This window comes from Acinetobacter sp. GW821-FHT09D10, from assembly GCF_059416285.1.
In genome coordinates this window covers 53,351-72,740 of record NZ_JBWKOW010000003.1, presented here as the reverse complement: position 1 = coordinate 72,740, position 19,390 = coordinate 53,351, and the positions used below count along the sequence as shown (strand labels likewise).

The window sequence follows — 19,390 nt, the reverse complement described above, 5'->3', positions numbered from 1 at the left end:
AAGTTCATTGTTAAATTGAACCTATAAATACTTCAAAAGAATAAACAATGAAAACACCTCATTTTGCCATTATCGGTGCTGGTACAGCAGGTTTAGCAACTGCGATTTTGCTCGCCCGCGAAGGCAATAATGTGACTATTTTTGAACAAGTTGATGAATTATCTCCGGTAGGTGCAGGTCTTTTACTCCAACCTGCAGGGTTAGCCGTATTTGAGCATCTTGGTGTACTTGATGAAGCCTTAACACTAGGTGCAAAAGTCACAGGTTTAGAAGGGCAACTTCCTGATAAACGCCTTTTAGTAAATAGTCACTATCATGAAGCTTCAACAAATCTTTATGGTTTAGGTATTCACCGTTCTACTTTATGTCACGTTCTTACTCAAAAACTTTCTCAATATTCAAGTCACATTACTTGGCGTCTGAACCACACAATTGAAAGACTTGAAGAACACCCTAATGAAATTAGGGTCTTTGGCTTTAATCACAACCAAAAGTTTGATGATTGCTTTGATGCGGTCTTAATTGCCAATGGCGCTCGTAGTCAATTGCGACCAAAAGCATGGGTAAAAGTCGATCAAGCTTATCCATGGGGTGCTGCTTGGAGTATCGTGCCTGAATGTTTAGCACTGAATCCCCAAATTCTGCATCAATTTTATGATCGCTCCAAAATCATGATGGGGATTTTACCTACAGGGGCAATCCCTTCTGCACCCGAGCAACGACTTGCGAGTGTATTTTGGAGCCTGCCTACTGCACAATTACCTACATTTTTGAAAGATGAGCAGTCAAAACAGACTTGGTTAAACCAAGTTTCAGAGCGCTGGCCTGATGTAGCAGAATGGTTAAAACAGATTTTGTACAACAATCAAATTCAACCTAAATGGCTATCTGCCCAATACCGTGATGTGGTGATGACTCAATTTGGGCAAGGCCGAATTGGTGTTATTGGTGATGCTGCTCATGCTATGAGCCCTCAACTGGGACAAGGCGCAAATATGGCTTTACTGGATGCTTGGGCTTTTTCTCAATCATTGCAACTTGCCCAAAAGAACCAAAATATTAACTGGTCACTCCTCTGGCAGCACTATCATCAACATCGCTGCTCTTCCACCCAGTTTTATCAATTCCTCAGTCGCTTATTAACACCACTTTATCAATCTGACCATTGGTGGGCGGGAGGTGTAAGAGATCTCGTTTTCCCTTGGATGTATCAGATCCCTTATTTTCGAAAAGAAATGGCAATCACAGTTTCTGGCTTAAAAACAGGTCCATTTCAACAACTTGATTATCAGAAAATTGCTCAATATTGCGAAAAAGAAAATGTACTTAATTCAAAAAGTGAATCTCTTCCCGACTATTAACCTCACAAAAGAATAGCGAGTTATATATGAAAATCAGCCACCTTGATCATCTCGTTTTAACCGTTGCAGATATTGAAAACACCTGTAATTTCTATCAAACAGTATTAGGGTTTGAGGTCATTACGTTTAAAGGTGACAGAAAAGCTTTAAAGTTTGGGCATCAAAAAATTAATTTGCATCAACTAGGCAATGAATTTGAACCTAAGGCATTACAACCGACTCCTGGATCTGCTGATCTGTGTTTTATTTCAGATACTCCTATTTCAGAAGTGGTTGGACACCTTGATCAGTTAAATATTCAAATTGAAGAAGGCCCCGTTGAACGTACTGGTGCAATGCACCCTATTCTCTCAGTTTATATACGTGATCCAGATCAAAATTTGATTGAGATTTCCAATATTCTCACTTCAGAAATATCTAAATAACGTACTGACAAGTAATGAGAGTAAGCTGTTTGTTAGCCTGACACAGAGAAAAAGCGTAAAGAATTTTTCCGCAAAGTGACGTTCATGCCGTACACTATACAAGCTATTTTTTAGCATCTGACTTAAATCAATTTATAGTTCATATTTCTTTGGTGATTCCTCATGAATAACACGCAATGGCTCGATGAAGTAAAATTTAACGAACAAGGTCTTATCCCTGCCATTGCTCAACATCATCAAACCGGACGCATTTTGATGGTGGCGTGGATGAACCGTGAAGCACTCGCGTTAACAGCGGAAAAAAATCAGGCCGTTTACTTCTCTCGCTCTCGCCAAAAACTCTGGCACAAGGGTGAAGAATCAGGCCATTTCCAAACAGTTTATGAAATTCGTCTGGACTGCGATGCCGATGTCATTGTGTTACAAATTGAACAACACGGCGGTATTGCATGCCATACAGGTCGTGAGTCTTGTTTCTACCGTAAACTTACCCCACAGGGCTGGGAAATTGTCGATGCACAGTTAAAAGACCCTACTGCAATTTACGGTGAAAATGCTAAAACAGAAGCTCACGATCACGCCCACACCACTGAACAGGTTGATGTACTTGCTCATTTAGGTCAATTGATGCAAGAGCGGAAGCAAGCGAAAGCAGATACTTCTTATGTTGCCAGCCTCTATAAAAAAGGCATCAATAAAATTTTAGAAAAAGTCGGCGAAGAAAGTGTAGAAACCATTATTGCTGCTAAAGATTTTGCAGTTCAAGATTCAGAAGCTCACTTAAACGATCTCGTTTATGAAACAGCGGATTTGTGGTTCCATACTATTGTCATGTTGGGTTATTTCGATCTTAATCCACAACTTATTATTGACGAATTAGCTCGTCGTCAGGGTTTATCTGGTTTAGTTGAAAAAGCTAACCGTAACAAGGTATAAAATCACTCAGTGTCGAATATTGAAAAACCTAAAGCTACCTATGAGCAAGCGATTGCCATAGACAACGCACGTCTTGGGCAATCATTTAAAGTGATTGCCTATGCAGGTACAGGTAAAACCACTACTTTACAAATGATTAGCGATGCCATGCCTGAGCGGCGCGGTATGTATTTGGCATTTAACAAAGCGATTGCTGGTGAAGCTCAAAACAAATTTCATCGTAATGTGGACTGCCGTACTTTTCACTCACTTGCCTTTCGTAGTGTGCCCCGTGGTGTAACTGACAAATTACGTCTACCGCGCTTAAGTCCAAGTTTTATTGCTAAAGAATATCGACTAGAGCCGATTACTTTACGACGAATGATGGGTGGGCGTTACGAGAAATATGTCTTAATGCCAAGCCGACTAGCAAGTCTTGTCGCAAATGCGGTGGGTTACTTCTGTTCAACGAGTTCTCAATACCCTGCACCTCGCCATATTCAAGCACCGAATTGGTTACATCCAGATGATATTATCGAATTACAAAAGCATCTTTATCCTGCTGTGGAACGTCGTTGGCTAGAGTCAATTGACCCGAATCATCAAGCCGGAATTGGCCATGATATTTACCTTAAACTTTGGGCATTATCTGAACCGAACATTCCTAGTGATTATGTGTTATTTGATGAAGCACAAGATGCCGACCCTTTAATGCTGGGTATTTTGCTTCGACAAAAAAATACGCAGGTCATTTATGTTGGCGATGCTCATCAGCAAATTTATGCATGGCGTGGTGCGATTAATGCTATGCAGCAATTACCATTACCTGAATCTCGTCTAACCACGTCTTTTCGTTTTGGGGAAACGATTGCTGACGTTGCCAATGCTTTGCTGGGCGGCTTAAATGAGACTGTTCCTCTACTTGGCAATCCGAACCAGAAATCAAGTGTAGTTAATAAACCTCACACTAAAATGCGTGACGCAATTTTATGCCGCACCAATGCCCGTGCAATGGAACTTTTGTTGGCAGGATTAGTTCATGGCGATAAAGTGAGTTTGCAAGCAGACCATCAAAAACTAAACCGTTTTGTAGATGCTGCAAGCCTCTTGAAACAAGGCAAACGTGTCACCGATGTTCCTGAGTTAGCATGGTTCAATTCATGGCATGATGTTCATGAATACTGTGAAACCAATGAAGGTAGTGACATTAAACCTTTGGTTAAATTGGTTGATGATCACGGCACTGACCCATTAAAGAAAGCACTTGCAAAGATTACACCCATTGAGCAAGCTGATTATGTCATCTCTACAGCCCACAAAGCTAAAGGGTTAGAATGGAACCGTGTTCATATTGAAGATGACTATCAATTTAAAATTAATGGCTTAGAACACAAGATTACAGATGAAGAGTTAAGATTACTTTACGTTGCCTGTACTCGTGCTAAAGTAAGTCTAAATATTCATCATCTTTATGATCTGATACAACAATTAAAACTAAGGGCGCCTTTAAGTCTTCGTCAATCGGTTGGTTGAAGCGCTCATACTTAGGTGAGCCTATGAAACTTGAATCGATCCAATTTAAACATATTGCTTTATTTCAAGATCTTAAAATACAGTTTCAATATGAAAAACAGCCTATTACCTTAATTTTAGGTGAACAAGCAACTGGTAAAAGTATGTTACTCAAACATACTTACCATGCTTTAACTTGGTTCCCTGCCCGTCTTAAAGATTTACGTAGCCCTGGTATTGTCATGCCTGATCAAGACATTACTCAGTCGCGCCTACAATCAAGAATCGAAGTGACCATTCAAATTCCAGCAGAAATTGGTCATTTACCAGAATCTACCTCTGCCCAACAGGTGGATTCTTCACTATGTAGCTGGAAACTTTTTAAAACTCTAAATTCAAGTGGTATTGGGATAAGCCAAGTTGAAACGCAGCAACTTGATCAAACTATGGCCCTTTATCAACAAGTCACAAAAAAAGATCCACTACAAGGACTGCCCTTAGTCGCTTACTACCCAGCCGAGCGATTTGTAAATGATATTAATCTGCTGAATAAAAATTTACCCGGCATTACCCAATCCATTTCAGCCTATGACATTAGCCCACTGCCATTTACAACATTTACCCGTTTTTTTGAATGGCTACGCGAAATTAGCGATATCGAAAATGCTCAAGCTGCACATCTCGTACAACGTATTATTTCCAAACAATCAGATCAGCAAGATCAAACAGAACTATTAAATGAGCTTCAAAAAGAGTTATCTGGGCAGCCTAAACAGCTCACCTCTCCGAATCTCTATGCACTTAAAAATGCATTAAATATTGTTTTGCCTGAACTGAAAGATCTATATTTGCAATATCAACCTCGGCTCCAGCTCATGGTTGACTATGAAGGTCAAACCCTGCCGTTTCAGCAGCTTTCCAACACCACAAAAACTTGGATTGCGTTGGTAGGCGATGTAGCGCGTAGACTCTGTTTACTTAATCCCTTAAGTTTAAATCCTTGCCTCGAAGGTGACGGGGTTTTATTGATTGATCAGATTGATGCACAGCTCGACTCCACACATTGCACAGAAATCTTGAATCGGCTTCATCAGGCATTCCCACGCTTACAAATTATTGCAACAGGAAGTCGTGAGGAATTACTTGAACATGCTTCCAACTATCAATGTTTAAAATTAGAAAATGGTAAAATTAGCCATCTTGATTTAAATACAACTAAGCAACAGCTTGAAAACATCTATACATTGCTGCAAAGAAGCGAACCATTAACGCAGTCTATAGAGGCACAACCTCTTAGCTTAATTGATCCAACACCATCTCCAGCACAAATTGGTGTTTTATTTCAGCAAATCCAAAATCTAAATGAGCAACAAAAAAATGAATTGCTCCGCATGATTCATGCTGGAGACACACCAGAAGAAAGCCCTTCTGTTTAAATTTTATGACCTATTTACTCTATTTTTATAATGAAATTCGGCTTCACACAATATAGAGTTTAAGCAGGATTTTTAGGCTCTAAAATCACTAGATGTTGTTACTACATGTAATAACATCAGATTTTTACTGCTTTTTTAGTGTACAATAAATTTCATTTTGCGTTTTTATTCTTCAAGTTGCGCAATACAACTTGTTTCTCGCTTTATTTTCTAATTTGGTTGGGCTTTTCAGAATACAAGCCTTGGAAATCTCTTTGAATTCCTATCTGTTCTGAAATTAAAATTTCACTTTTAGGTCTCGGCCTAAATCACATATGGATACGAGTGTGCTACCGATAATTATCTTATTACCGTTAATATTAGGCACCACCCTTGTTTCATTGCTTCAACGGTTCTCACGTGGAGTAACGGCTTTAGGGGCAATCGGAGTCAGTTTAACCAGTTTTGGTTTATTACTGGCTCAAGCAAAAACTGTGCTTGGTGGTGCAAGCATTCAACAGAGCTGGGATTGGTTACCTCAATTAGGAATTAATCTAAGCTTCAGACTCGATGCTCTTGGTTTACTATTCTCTCTACTTATTACCGGTATCGGTACACTCATTTATATATACGCCTACTACTATCTTGGCCCTAAAAATTCTTTAAGCAAACTATATGCTTTACTCATGCTGTTTATGGCAGCAATGCTGGGTATTTCGCTCTCTAATAATCTTATTATTTTATTAGTCTTTTGGGAGCTCACCAGTATTTCATCTTTTTTATTAGTGGGTTATTGGAGTCATTATGAAGCTGCTCAACGCGGCTCTCGAATGGCACTCACCATTACAGGGATGGGCGGTTTGGCGTTATTGGGTGGATTTGTTCTATTAGGACAAATCACTGGAACCTATGAAATTAATGACATCATGGGCATGAAAGATGCCATTCAAGCCCATTCTCTATTTATTCCAATGTTATTGCTTATTTTGCTTGGTGCATTTACAAAGAGTGCTCAGTTTCCATTTCATTTTTGGTTACCCAATGCAATGGCTGCGCCCACTCCGGTGTCTGCCTACCTACACTCTGCAACCATGGTAAAAGCCGGGATCTTTCTACTTGCGCGCTTACTGCCAATTTTTGTAGGGGCTGCGATCTATCACAATATCGTGACGTTTGTCGGCCTATTTACACTTTGTATGGCAGCATGTTTTGCCATTTTCAAAGAAGACTTAAAAGGGCTACTGGCGTATTCAACAATTAGCCATTTAGGGCTTATTGTCTGTTTGCTAGGCATCGGTTCGCCTTTAGCAGTTGCTGCTGCCATTTTTCATATTATTAACCATGCGACATTTAAAGCAGCGCTCTTCATGCTTGCAGGGATTATTGATCATGAAACTGGTACACGTGATCTTCGAAAACTCAGTGGTATTTGGCAATTACTTCCTTTTACAGCCACATTAACCATGATCACCGCTGCGTCTATGGCAGGGGTACCACTCACCAATGGCTTTATTTCTAAAGAGATGTTCTTTACCGAGCTATTGGCGAATCTTTCAGGTTCAACTGTTATCTTTGCCAGCATTATTGCAACTCTGGCTGGTATTTTTGCAGTAAGTTATTCAATTCGCTTAGTGCACGGCGTATTTTTTGATGGCCCAATTGGTAAACAAGTTCCAAATAAAAATGCACATGAACCCCCGATCGGCATGCGTTCGCCAGCCATTCTTCTTGCTGTGCTATGTATCTTGGTTGGAATTCTACCTTCTTTATTGGTAGAACCACTGGTCAATAGCGTAACGAGAGCAAGCTTGATGCAACCAGAATTTGCAGGAACTCATCTTGCAATCTGGCACGGATTCAATGCTCCTCTCATTATGAGTATTATTGCGTTAGTGGGCGGTTCACTCTTCTATTTTGCTTTGGCAAAAGATGGCATGATTCGTAAAATTGACCTTGACCCACGTCTTGGCAGGTTACAAGGCCGTATTTTATTTGATTTATTTTTAAAACATCTGTTGCTCACCAGCCGAAAAATCAAACAAAAAACTGAAAATGGCTCATTGCAAAGTTACTTGTTCTTGATCATTGCTTTTAGCATCATCATGGTCACCATGCCGCTACTTAATCAAGGGCTTACTACAGGCACACGTGAACTCACTCATGCTCCATGGATTGCCATCGTTCTCTGGCTAACCTTATTCTCGGGTTGCTGGATGATGCTCTGGTTCCACCATGAGCGTATTAAGGCAGTCCTCATTAGTGGTGCAATTGGTCTGGTTGTAACGATGGTATTTGTCACCATGTCAGCTCCAGATTTGGCATTGACTCAAATTACTGTGGATGTTGTAACCACTGTTCTTTTATTAATGAGTTTATCTTTACTTCCACAGCTAACGCCTTATGAGTCTCTTCGCTCAAGACGTTTAAGAGATGCCGCTTTAGCTATTGTTGGAGGCTTAGGAATAGGCTGGATTACGTGGCTGATTTTAACCCGTGATCACAATTCGATTTCATGGTTCTTTGCCCAGCAATCTTTACCACTCGGTGGTGGTTCAAATATTGTAAATGTCATTTTAGTTGACTTCCGTGGTTTCGATACCTTTGGTGAAATTACGGTACTAGGAATTGCGGCTATTGGTTCACTTTGCCTCATGGATGGCATGCGTGTACATGGTACAACCATGACCCAAGGCCTCACCTACCGTTTTAATCCATCTCCGCTCATGTTCCGTATTACAGCCTCTTGGGTATTGCCATTAGCGCTTGTCGTGAGTGTTTATATCTTTATGCGCGGCCATAACTATCCGGGCGGTGGCTTCATTGCAGGTCTAATTACCTCAATGGCGCTAATCATCCAATATATTGCACTAGGTCAAGACCAAACTGAACAATTACTCAAAGCAAAATCAGGGCGTCTTTACGAAGTCTGGATTGGTTCAGGTTTAACAATTGCTGGGCTTACTGGTGTAGCAGCATGGTTCTGGTTACGCCCATTCCTCACCAGCGCGCACGTGTATGTTGAATTACCAATTTTAGGAAAACTACATTTGGCTTCAGCTGCAAGTTTTGACTTAGGTGTTTATATCACCGTTGTTGGTGCAACGATGTTGCTCATCTCTGTATTGGGAGACTCTCGCCACTCAAGTATGTCTGGTCCTGTAGTACCACATCGGGAGGAATCATCATGATCAGTTTAGAATTCTTATTGGCTTCTGCTATTGGTTTACTTGTTGCCACAGGTATTTATCTGATTTTACGTGCTCGTACTTTCCCTGTCGTACTTGGATTAGCTGTAATTGGCTATGCTGTAAACCTATTTTTATTTGCTATGGGCCGATTACAAATCAGCTCACAAGCAATTTTAACCGAAACAACAAAAATAACCGATCCACTTCCTCAAGCGCTGGTGTTAACAGCCATTGTGATCGGTTTTGCAACCACAGCTTTTATTGTACAACTGGCGCTGCGTAGCCGTTATGAGTCAGGTAGTGATCATGTTGATGCTAAAGAAGACATCTCTCCAACATACGACCCACGCGAGGATGAGCCGTAATGTTTGATTTTTTATCTTTCTGGCAAGAACATGCGCCTATTTTTAGCATTCTCATCCCGGCATTTACTGCTTTTATATTATTACTGCTCGGCAACCCTGGAGCTGGTGCTTTAAAAGATGACTGGCGACAACCATGGCGTCGTGGCATTAGTCTTGTTTCAGCAATTGCTGGATTAATTACCGCAATTGTATATTTGAGCTTTGCAAGCACTGGCCAGATTACCATTTACCAACTGAGTGAATGGTCAGCACCGTTTGGCATTGTACTCGTATTAGATCGTCTTTCTGCTTTTATGCTGGTACTGACCTATGCATTAGCAGTGCCGGTTTTATGGTATGCAAGCGACAATTGGGATACCCGTGGTCGCTACTTTCATGCCATGGTTCATTTCTTGTTAATGGGTATCTGCGGAGCATTTTTAACAGGCGATTTATTTAACCTTTTCGTCTTTTTTGAAATCTTGTTGATGGCTTCGTATGTTCTGCTTTTACATGGGCAAGGCAAGCCACGCTTTCAGCTGGGTGTTCACTACGTCATTATCAATCTATTAGCCTCTGCCCTATTCTTAATTGGCCTTGGTATGATTTATGGTAGTGTGGGTAGCCTCAACATGGTGGATGTTTCACGTCTTATCCCCACACTCGAAGCAGATCAACATAAATTAGCCGTAGCAGGTGCCTTACTTTTATTTGTCGTGTTTGGCATTAAAGCAGCCATGCTTCCTGTAGGTTTTTGGCTACCAAAAACTTATGCTGTTGCAAGTACACCTGTGGCTGCAATTTTCACCATTATGACCAAGGTCGGTATATATTCGATTTTGCGTGTGAATGGAACTGTATTTGACGATGTGCTTAGCCAAGAAATCTTAAAAAGCTGGTTACTTCCGATTGGTTTAATTACATCACTCTATGGTGTGATTGGAGCAATTGGAGCAGATCGATTACGTCGCTTTGTCGGGTTTATGGTGCTTTCTTCAATTGGCACCTTGCTCACGGCAATTGCCATGTCGAATACACAAGCATGGTCTGGCGCATTATATTACTTAGTGCACAGTACGCTGATTGGAGCAGCTTTTTATCTATTTTGTGGATGGATAACCTCACAACGTGGAGATTTTAAAGATCACTTAAAAGTCGCTCCAAGAATCAAACAAGAAAAAGCGGCTATGCTGACTTATTTCTTGATTGCCATGATGCTCGCAGGTTTACCACCTTTTAGTGGTTTCCTTGGAAAAGTATTTATTTTGCAAGCGACAGTTGAAACCAGCTACCAAGGCTGGATTATTGGTGTTGTGCTTGTTGTAAGCCTATTAAGTATTATTGCTCTCACACGTGTTGGTTTTATCTTGTTCTGGCGAGCAACACCTCCTGAACAAGATCCAATCCATCCTGCTTATATTCTTTATCAGGCCCTACCAGAACGAGCACCACCCCGCAATGATAAAGTCATCTATGTATTACTTGCTGGCTTAATGGCTTATGTCGTATTTGCTGCACCTATTCAGCATTACACATTAAGTACTGCCCAGCAGATCCAAGACCATGCGCTTTACCAACGTACTATTCTTAAAGTAGATCAAAATGGTGAGTTTATCAGCGTGCAACCATTTGATCCCGCTTACCTACCAGAAACTAAATATGGGGGTGAAGTTGAAGATCATAATGCTTACCTCATTCCTGATATTATTTCGAAAGATACCTTCAATGGTGAACATATTTCAGAATATAAACATCGACAAATTCAGCAACAGGACAAACTACAAACGCCTACCATTATTGATGAAAGTCAATTGAAACCTATGGAGCCATAACAATGCAGTTATCTCATTTGCTTGAACGCTGGTTTCCACATCCATTTGTTTCAGTTCTTATTGTTTTGTTTTGGCTCATGCTGTCACATAGTCTTGATGCCAGTGATCTTTTGACGGCTGTGCTTTTAGGCTTGATTATTCCTCGTTTAGTCAAACCGTTCATTACCCGCACACCGCATATTCACTGGAAACCTGCTGTTAAATTATGCTTTGTAGTTCTTTGGGATATTGTCATTTCTAACTTTCGAGTAGCAAAGCTCGTTTTAGGGCCTACCAAAAATTTACACCCTAAATGGTATCGTGTGCCACTAGAAACGGAACATGAGCAGGTCAATACATTACTGGCGATGATCATTACGACAACGCCAGGTACTGTCTCTGCGGGTATTGATCAGGAACGTGGAGATATTTTGGTTCACGCCTTGAGCACGGATGATACCGAATCTGACATTCAAGATATCAAACAACGCTATGAAATTCCACTTATGGAAATTTTTGATGTAAAAAGCGAAACGGAGGCAAGTGTATGACAATCCTACCCTATGCTCTAGGTATTAGCTTAATTGCCATTACAATCTCTATGCTACTTTGTCTTTTCCGAATGGTAATCGGTCCATCAATTGTAGATCGACTTTTAGCACTCGATACTCTTTTCTTAAATGCAACTTGCCTCATTGTTGTGCTAGGCATTTACTGGATGACGACCTCTTTATTTGAAGGAGCGCTATTGGTTGCTATGCTAGGCTTCGTGTCTACAGCAGCTTTAGCTCGTTACTTCACAACCGGCCATGTTGTCGATTAAGGAGAGATCAAAATGCAGTTTGTAATGGAAATTATTGTTTCGGTCTTTCTGGTTTTTGGCGCTTTCTTTATGTTAGTCGGCTCAATTGGTATGGTCCGCTTACCTGACTTATTCATGCGCTTACATGCACCCACAAAATCGAGTACGTTAGGATTAGGCAGCTTCTTGATTGCTTCCATGATCTTTTTTGCTTTTCAAGGTCGCTTTGGTTTTGCCGAGCTACTGATTACACTTTTAGCTTTTATTACCGCACCGGTTTCAGCAAATTTAATTGCTCAAGCTGCGCTACATTTACGTTTGCGCTCGCTTAGTGGAGAAGTTCCTGAAGCAATTGAACGCCCTTTGCCTTGGGATCGTTATAAAATTGGACAGCGTTTCTCGCAAAATAAACCTCCTATGGACCCTCCTAAAGAGTAGGCGAAAAAACCAACCAATAAAAAAGCCACCCAAAGGTGGCTTTTTTATTTTTAATTTATATTACTGTTCGTCATCTGACTCGCGTTTCGGTAAATCATTTACCGCTTTCTCGATCAGACCAAACATATAGTTACCATACGCATTAGTCTTATCATAATGGAAACGCAATCTTGGCGTAATACGTGTCTTGATACGACGGCTCAATTCATGACGCAAGAAACCAGAAGCTTTATTTAATACGTCTAAAGTTTCTTTATTTGCTGCTTCACTTTGCTCATCACCAAGCTCACGTCCCATTACAGTGACATAAACTTCAGCATAACCCATGTCTGCACTGACTTTCACCGCAGAGATGGTCACTAGACCACCTAAGCGAGGATCTTTAAGCTCCTGACGGATCAGCTCAGACAACTCACGTTGTACTGAATCCGCCATGCGCTTTAAGCGTTGGCTACCCGCCATTAAAGACTCCGTTTAATCAATTGAACATCATAGACTTCGATCTTATCTTTCACTTTGATGTCTTTATAACCTTTCACCGCAAGACCACATTCCATACCGGCACGAACTTCTTCAACCACTTCTTTATAGCGACGAAGAGATTCAAGCTCACCTTGGAACACAACCACGTCATCACGTAATACGCGAATCGGCTTATTACGATGCAATACACCTTCAAGTACCATACAGCCTGCTGCTGCACCAAACTTACTTGAGTGGAATACTTCACGTACTTCAGCAACACCTAAGATAGTTTCACGATGTTCAGGAGCAAGTTTACCACTCATGGCATCTTTCACATCATCAATCAATTCATAGATGATGCTGTAGTAACGAATATCGATACCGTCTTGATCACTTCTCTGACGAGCAGTCGTATCAGCACGAACGTTAAAGCCCAACAATACAGCTTCTGAAGATTCAGCAAGAATCACATCAGACTCAGTAATCGCACCAACACCCGAACTAATTACACGAACTTTTACTTCATCAGTAGATAATTCATGTAAAGCTGCATTCAATGCTTCTAAAGTACCACGTACGTCAGTTCTTAAAACAACGTTCACTGTAGGAACATCTTTTTTGCCCATTGACGACATGATATTTTCAAGACGCATTGCGCTTTGACGATCAATACGTTTTTGACGTTCACGGTCAGCACGAGCATCCGCAACTTCACGTGCTTTCTTCTCGTCATTTACAACAAGAACTTCATCACCTGCCATTGGAGCATCTGGAAGACCCAGAATTTCTACTGGAATAGATGGTCCTGCTGATTTAATAGGCTTACCATTTTCATCAGACATTGCACGGACACGACCATATGATGAACCTGCAAGAACAAGGTCACCAATGTTTAATGTACCGTTTTGAACAAGAATAGAAGTTACTGCACCACGGCCTTTATCAACACGCGCTTCAATAACAACACCTTGCGCAGCACCTTCAGCAGATGCTTTTAATTCCATCAATTCTGACTGAATAAGAATTAAATCAAGGAGTTCATCAATACCTTGTCCACTGTGTGCAGAAACCTTAGCAATCGGAACATCACCACCCCATTCTTCTGGAACGATTTGTTTCGTTGTTAATTCATTTAACACACGGTCTACATCAGCAGATTCTTTATCCATTTTGTTGATTGCAACAATAATTGGAGTACCTGCTGCACGCGCATGGTCAATTGCTTCTGCAGTTTGTGGCATTACACCGTCATCTGCTGCAACAACCAATACAACGATATCCGTTGCTTTAGCACCACGTGCACGCATTGAAGTAAACGCAGCATGTCCTGGTGTATCAAGGAATGTAATGATTCCTTTGTCTGTTTCAACGTGATATGCACCAATATGCTGGGTAATACCACCTGCTTCGCCTGCCGCCACTTTCGAACGACGGATACGGTCAAGCAATGATGTTTTACCATGGTCAACGTGACCCATAATGGTAACAACTGGCGGACGAGTTGTTTGCTCACCACGTGCTTCTTCAGCCGCTTCAAGCAAGTTATCTTCCGCTTGTGTATCAGAAACTAAAACAGGGTTATGGCCCATTTCTTCAACAACAAGTGCTGCTATATCTTGATCAATAGCTTGTTCTTGATTAACCAACTCACCCATTTTCATAAGTGATTTGATAACTTCACGTACTTTAATCGCCATTTTTTGAGCAAGATCGGCAACAACAATGCTTGAACCGATTTCTACATCATAAACTTGCTTTTTAACTGGCTTTTCAAATCCATGCTTATTTGCTTGGCTTGATTTTAAACCGCGTTTGTTATGGTTAACAAAGCTTTGCTCTTCTTGACCACGACGACCACCTTTTTTACCCGCACGTGGGTTAGTAGTTGCGCCACCGCGTTTAATTTCACGGTCTTCTTGCTTAAATGAATCTTCATAAGCCTGGCCAACTAGACCTGAAGCAAGTGGAGAGTCATCAATCACACGAATTGTAGTAGTAGCTTCGTCATTTGAATACTTAGACGCCATTTTGCGCATTTGTTCAAGTGTACGTTGCTGAGCTTCTTCAGCCGCTTTACGACGCGCAGCTTCTTCAGTCGCTTTTAACTGAGCTGTTTGTGCTTCACGCGCTTTCTTTTGCTCTAATGTTTCTGCTGGTTTTGGTGCAGGTTTTACTGTACCACCACCACGTCTTTTCACGACTACAGCAGCTTTAGGAGCTGTCTGTGCAGCGCTATCTTGTTGATGAGCAACACGCATAGCATCTAAAGTTGCTTTTGCTTTTTGCTCTGTTTGAAGACGCGCGTTTTGCTGTGCAGTGTCACGCGTTTGCTGTTCTACACGTGTTTTAGCTTCAGCTTCTGCACGTGCTTTAGCTTCAGCTGCAATTTGTTCAGGGTTTGGTTTAGCAAAAACCTGTTTTTTACGTACTTCTACGTTAATTGTTTTTGCTTTACCTGAAGTACTTGCAACTTTAGCGGTACTGGTTGTTTTACGTTTCAACGCAATTTTTCCTGTGTTACCACTTTCCTGACCATGCACTTTTTTCAAATGATTGACTAAAGTATCCTGTTGTTCAGTGGTAATAATATCGTCTGCTGTACGTTGAGGCAAACCTGCTTCACGAGCCTGTTCTAGGAGCTTCTCAACAGGACGTTCTACACTGAGAGCTAACTCTTTAATCGACTTGTCCGTCATATTTCATCTCCTAGTTAAACCATGATTCGCGAGCTTTCATGATCAATTGACCTGCTTTTTCATGATCAAGACCTTCAATATCAGAGATATCATCAGTAGCCTGATCTGCCAAATCGTCGACAGTAATAATACCGCGCGCGGCAAGCGAGTAAGCGATCTCAGAAGTCATGCCTTCCATAGTTAGAAGGTCTGCGCTCGGTTCTTGAATATTTTCTTGCTGTTTCAAAGCATCAGTAAGTGCTGCTTCTTTTGCACGACTTTGCAATAACTCAACCAATTCAGCATCAAGCTCAATTTCGTCAAAAGTTTCAGCTGGAACATAAGCAATCTCTTCTAAAGAGGTAAAGCCCATTTCCACCAATGCCATTGCTAAATCTTCTTCAATATCGAGACGTGATACAAACATGTCAAGATATTGCTGAGCTTCATTTTGCTGACGAGCACGATACTCTTCTTCAAGCATCATGTCGAGTTTGTAGCCAGTTAAATCAGAAGCTAAGCGAACGTTCTGGCCTTGTGAGCCAATCGCACGAGCCAATTGATCGCTGGTTGCAAAAATAATATCGGCACTTCTTGCATCTTCATCAAGCACGATGCCTGAAACATCAGCTGGTTCTAATGCACTTGCAATGTACTGAGCTGGATCATCAGACCAGACCACTACATCAATACGTTCACCGTTTAACTCTTGTTGTACTGCTTGAATACGCGTACCACGCATACCAATACATGCACCGACAGGGTCAATACGATGGTCATTTGTTTTCACTGCAATTTTAGCACGAACGCCTGGTTGACGTGCCGCTGCTTTAATTTCAATAATTTCTTCAGAAATCTCAGGAATTTCTTTTTTCATTAAAGCAATTAACATTTCAGGCTTAGCGCGTGATAACAACAACTGAGCGCCACGACCTTCACGGTTCACATTGTATAAAATAGCGTTCATACGTTGTTTTGGACGAAGAATTTCTTTAGGAATCATTTCTTCGCGCGCAAGATAAGCTTCTGCGTTGTCGCCTAAATCGATAATAAAGCCATCTTTGGTTTGTTTTTTCACTTCACCGTAAATCAACTCACCAACTTTAGACTCGTATGCATCAGCAACTAAAGCACGCTCAGCTTCACGAATTTTTTGTACAATAACTTGTTTTGCAATTTGTGCAGCGATACGACCAAACTCAATAGATTCTACTTCGAGTTCACGTACATCACCAATTGACCATTTAGATGGGTCAAGGTCAGAAATCGCATCTTGGCAAGCTGGCATTTCATGATCTTCATCTGCCACAACAGTCCATTGACGGAACGTACTGTAATCACCAGTTTTACGATCAATTTCTACACGAAGCTGAGCTTCTTCAGCATGCGTACCTTCGTAAAATCTTTTCTTCGTTGCGGCAACTAGAGCTTGTTCTAAAGCCTCGAAGATCGCTTCACGACTAACACCTTTTTCATTACTAACCGTTTCAACAACGGTAAGAATTTCGCGGCCCATAAGTCACCTACCGATTTCTTATAAAATTTAAATAAATTTAATCTTGATAGATCAAGTTTGCTTTATCGATATTGTTGCTGTCGATCTCAAGCACATGCTGCCCATCAACTTCAACCTGAATTTCTTCATTTTCAAGGTCTACTGCGATAAGTTTTGCTTGAAATTTACGACGGTTTTCTACTGCTGCAATCAAACGCAAAGCAATTTGTTGTCCAATGTAGCCTTGTAACTGTTCTAGTTGAAAAAATGGACGATCCCAGCCCGGGGAAGAAACTTCTAATGAATACTCACCTGAAATTGGATCATGAACATCCAGCATTGCGCCGACTTGTTGTGTTACACGCACACAATCTTGTACACCAATACCACGGCCTTGTTCTACTTCGCCATCTTCATCAAGTACAGGCTCAGCATCTTCACTTACCGCTTTGTCGATATAAATACGCAATAATGAACGTTTGCCTTGTGGGAGAAACTCGATTCCCCAAAGGTCGACACCACATGCTTGTACTGCAGGAACAATTAAGTCATGCAATGCTTGGGATTTATTTGATAATTTCATTTACTCTCGTCATTCTCGTGCGATTCAATCGGTTGTTTTAACCGACACAGACCTACTATAGTGAAGCATGACTATTTGACCAATTGATGTCGAAACTACACGATAGCGATACGATAACCAATAAAAAAGGGCGTTAATCGCCCCTGTCTTGCACAGAAAACAATAGTCCACTGTGCAAAAAGGCCCACTTGTTTGTGAGCCTCTTTTAAGAAACTTGGTAGCGGGAGCTGGATTTGAACCAACGACCTTCGGGTTATGAGCCCGACGAGCTACCAGACTGCTCCATCCCGCAACAACGTGCAAAAATTATATACAAATATCAAATAAAGTCAATGTAAACTTACTAGATATTTGCCTGATTAAGTTGCACCTTAATCAAATTGGTAGCGGGAGCTGGATTTGAACCAACGACCTTCGGGTTATGAGCCCGACGAGCTACCAGACTGCTCCATCCCGCAACAAAAACAAACCACACGCATCAACTTTCTGGTTAAAAGCTGGTGCGGAAGGGGGGACTTGAACCCCCACGCCCGAAGGCACTACCACCTCAAGGTAGCGTGTCTACCAATTCCACCACCACCGCAGCTTGTGGGACGCATTCTAGTGCTTCCCACCACAAAAGGAAAGCCCTATTTCGAATTATTGACTGGTTTTTGGTGCAGTTGGCGAAGTTTCAGGCAATGTGCTTGGTGTTGGCGCGGTAGTTTGTACAGTTTTTAAACTATAAGCCTCTGTAGTTTGCTTTTTCGCAAAAACAGCTAGGGTTAAACTAGTCACAAAAAACAAGGCTGTTAACACAGCAGTAAGGCGAGTAAGGAAGTTAGCTGAACCCGATGCACCAAATACAGTGGCTGCTCCGCCGCCGCCAAAAGAGGCACCCGCATCCGCACCTTTACCGTGTTGCACTAGAATCAAGCCAATCATCAGTACCGCTAAAATAATATGTACGATCAGTACAAAAGAGTGCATACCCTATCCTCGTTATTTACTTTGTGCAAAGGCTTCTACGATTTGATAAAAAGATGCTGCATTTAACGAAGCACCTCCAACCAACGCGCCATTAATATCTGGACATGCTGCCAACTCGACTGCATTTTCAGCTTTTACACTACCGCCATATAAAATCGCAATGTCTGGACCCGCTGAAGTAATCTGACTTAAACCTTCACGGATTTTAGCATGCATTGCCTGTGCATCTTGTGGTGAAGCAGTTTTACCTGTACCAATTGCCCAGATTGGCTCATAAGCAATTACAATTTGCTTTTGCCATTGTTCTGCGGTAACTACAGGAGCTATATCACAGATTTGTTGCAATACAACCTGCTCTGCCAAATCTTGTTCACGCTGTTCGAGACTTTCACCCACACAATAAATGACAGTTAAGCCTGCATTTAAAGAATTTTGGAGTTTTGCCTTCAAAGTTTCAACGTTATCACCTAATAAATCACGGCGTTCAGAGTGACCCACCAATACAAAATTAATTTGGCTATCTTTTAATAATTCTGCACTGACTTCACCAGTATAGGCGCCTGTACCTGCTACACGCGATACATCTTGTGCAACTGTATATACTGTTCTTGCAGCATCTTGCAATTGTGTTTGTACCATTGCAAGTGCAATAGAAACTGGAGCAACCCCGACATGGCAGCTTTCATCTGCAATTTGGTTTTGTTGCAATAGTTGTTTAAATTCTTCTATAAGTTGTTTGGCATTGGCACGCATTGGGTTCATTTTCCAGTTGCCAACTACCCAAGGCGTAATCGTCGAACCCGACATACGGCTCACCTTTCATCAAAAATGCAGCACATTCTACACGCATTTCTACAAATTTCAGATACTTTTCTTTAACGGGGTTGCTCATATCTTTTCTACTATTTGAAATCAGTAATAAAACTTTATTGAGCCCAAAGCCTTAGCTTTTAAAAATTAATGAATAAAAACTTCGACTGGTTCAAGCTTTG

At 41.3% G+C, this 19,390-nt stretch carries 17 protein-coding genes and 3 tRNA genes; 11 read left to right on the top strand and 9 right to left on the bottom strand.

Features of this window, described 5'->3' with window-relative positions; translation table 11 throughout:
* Positions 1–47 precede the first annotated feature (47 nt).
* The 11 genes from AC07M3_RS09385 to AC07M3_RS09335 all read left to right on the top strand — a co-directional run bounded on the left by AC07M3_RS09385 (position 48) and on the right by AC07M3_RS09335 (position 12,211).
* Complete coding sequence (locus AC07M3_RS09385; RefSeq protein ID WP_494567146.1) at positions 48–1,361, top strand: FAD-dependent oxidoreductase; 1,314 nt, start codon at positions 48–50, stop codon at positions 1,359–1,361.
* 26 nt (positions 1,362–1,387) lie between these two features.
* The gene (locus AC07M3_RS09380; RefSeq protein WP_494567145.1) at positions 1,388–1,786 is read left to right on the top strand and encodes a VOC family protein; all 399 of its coding nucleotides are present in this window, start codon (positions 1,388–1,390) and stop codon (positions 1,784–1,786) included.
* Between the two features lie 162 nt (positions 1,787–1,948).
* Entirely contained in the window at positions 1,949–2,722 is a 774-nt protein-coding gene (gene hisIE / locus AC07M3_RS09375; RefSeq protein ID WP_494567144.1) for a bifunctional phosphoribosyl-AMP cyclohydrolase/phosphoribosyl-ATP diphosphatase HisIE, read from the top strand.
* A 9-nt stretch (positions 2,723–2,731) separates the two neighbouring features.
* The gene (locus AC07M3_RS09370) at positions 2,732–4,234 is read left to right on the top strand and encodes a UvrD-helicase domain-containing protein (protein WP_004640865.1); all 1,503 of its coding nucleotides are present in this window, start codon (positions 2,732–2,734) and stop codon (positions 4,232–4,234) included.
* Positions 4,235–4,257: 23 nt separating this feature from the next.
* Positions 4,258–5,649, top strand: coding sequence for an AAA family ATPase (locus AC07M3_RS09365; RefSeq protein WP_494567143.1), 1,392 nt, complete (start codon positions 4,258–4,260; stop codon positions 5,647–5,649).
* A 314-nt stretch (positions 5,650–5,963) separates the two neighbouring features.
* Complete coding sequence (locus tag AC07M3_RS09360) at positions 5,964–8,816, top strand: monovalent cation/H+ antiporter subunit A (RefSeq protein ID WP_281836757.1); 2,853 nt, start codon at positions 5,964–5,966, stop codon at positions 8,814–8,816.
* A complete protein-coding gene (locus AC07M3_RS09355; RefSeq protein ID WP_005037171.1) occupies positions 8,813–9,181 on the top strand; it encodes a Na+/H+ antiporter subunit C in 369 nt (122 codons plus the stop codon). Before AC07M3_RS09360 ends, AC07M3_RS09355 begins: the two co-directional genes overlap by 4 nt.
* Positions 9,181–10,992, top strand: coding sequence for a monovalent cation/H+ antiporter subunit D (locus AC07M3_RS09350; RefSeq protein WP_494567142.1), 1,812 nt, complete (start codon positions 9,181–9,183; stop codon positions 10,990–10,992). The genes AC07M3_RS09355 and AC07M3_RS09350 overlap by 1 nt, the downstream gene beginning before the upstream one ends.
* 2 nt (positions 10,993–10,994) lie before the next feature.
* The gene (locus AC07M3_RS09345) at positions 10,995–11,522 is read left to right on the top strand and encodes a Na+/H+ antiporter subunit E (RefSeq protein WP_494567141.1); all 528 of its coding nucleotides are present in this window, start codon (positions 10,995–10,997) and stop codon (positions 11,520–11,522) included.
* On the top strand, positions 11,519–11,794 hold the full coding sequence (locus AC07M3_RS09340) for a monovalent cation/H+ antiporter subunit F (RefSeq protein ID WP_005037177.1): 276 nt from the start codon (positions 11,519–11,521) through the stop codon (positions 11,792–11,794). The genes AC07M3_RS09345 and AC07M3_RS09340 overlap by 4 nt, the downstream gene beginning before the upstream one ends.
* A 12-nt stretch (positions 11,795–11,806) precedes the next feature.
* The gene (locus AC07M3_RS09335; protein ID WP_005037179.1) at positions 11,807–12,211 is read left to right on the top strand and encodes a Na+/H+ antiporter subunit G; all 405 of its coding nucleotides are present in this window, start codon (positions 11,807–11,809) and stop codon (positions 12,209–12,211) included.
* 60 nt (positions 12,212–12,271) lie between these two features.
* Here AC07M3_RS09335 and AC07M3_RS09330 read toward each other — a convergent pair whose 3' ends face one another.
* From AC07M3_RS09330 to tpiA, 9 genes are all read right to left on the bottom strand, one after another.
* A complete protein-coding gene (locus AC07M3_RS09330; protein WP_003654587.1) occupies positions 12,272–12,673 on the bottom strand; it encodes a ribosome-binding factor A in 402 nt (133 codons plus the stop codon).
* Positions 12,673–15,372, bottom strand: a complete 2,700-nt coding sequence (gene infB, locus AC07M3_RS09325) for a translation initiation factor IF-2 (protein ID WP_198496444.1) — start codon at positions 15,370–15,372, stop codon at positions 12,673–12,675. Before infB ends, AC07M3_RS09330 begins: the two co-directional genes overlap by 1 nt.
* A gap of 10 nt (positions 15,373–15,382) precedes the next feature.
* Positions 15,383–16,867, bottom strand: coding sequence for a transcription termination factor NusA (gene nusA / locus AC07M3_RS09320; protein WP_003654584.1), 1,485 nt, complete (start codon positions 16,865–16,867; stop codon positions 15,383–15,385).
* A gap of 37 nt (positions 16,868–16,904) precedes the next feature.
* On the bottom strand, positions 16,905–17,429 hold the full coding sequence (gene rimP, locus AC07M3_RS09315) for a ribosome maturation factor RimP (RefSeq protein ID WP_003654583.1): 525 nt from the start codon (positions 17,427–17,429) through the stop codon (positions 16,905–16,907).
* 215 nt (positions 17,430–17,644) lie between these two features.
* A tRNA-Met gene (locus AC07M3_RS09310) sits at positions 17,645–17,721 on the bottom strand.
* Between the two features lie 89 nt (positions 17,722–17,810).
* Positions 17,811–17,887, bottom strand: a tRNA-Met gene (locus AC07M3_RS09305).
* Positions 17,888–17,927: 40 nt separating this feature from the next.
* Positions 17,928–18,012: transfer RNA gene (locus AC07M3_RS09300), tRNA-Leu, on the bottom strand.
* Positions 18,013–18,068: 56 nt separating this feature from the next.
* On the bottom strand, positions 18,069–18,398 hold the full coding sequence (gene secG / locus AC07M3_RS09295; RefSeq protein ID WP_092710024.1) for a preprotein translocase subunit SecG: 330 nt from the start codon (positions 18,396–18,398) through the stop codon (positions 18,069–18,071).
* Between the two features lie 12 nt (positions 18,399–18,410).
* Positions 18,411–19,205, bottom strand: a complete 795-nt coding sequence (gene tpiA / locus AC07M3_RS09290; RefSeq protein WP_092710026.1) for a triose-phosphate isomerase — start codon at positions 19,203–19,205, stop codon at positions 18,411–18,413.
* Positions 19,206–19,390: the final 185 nt, after the last annotated feature.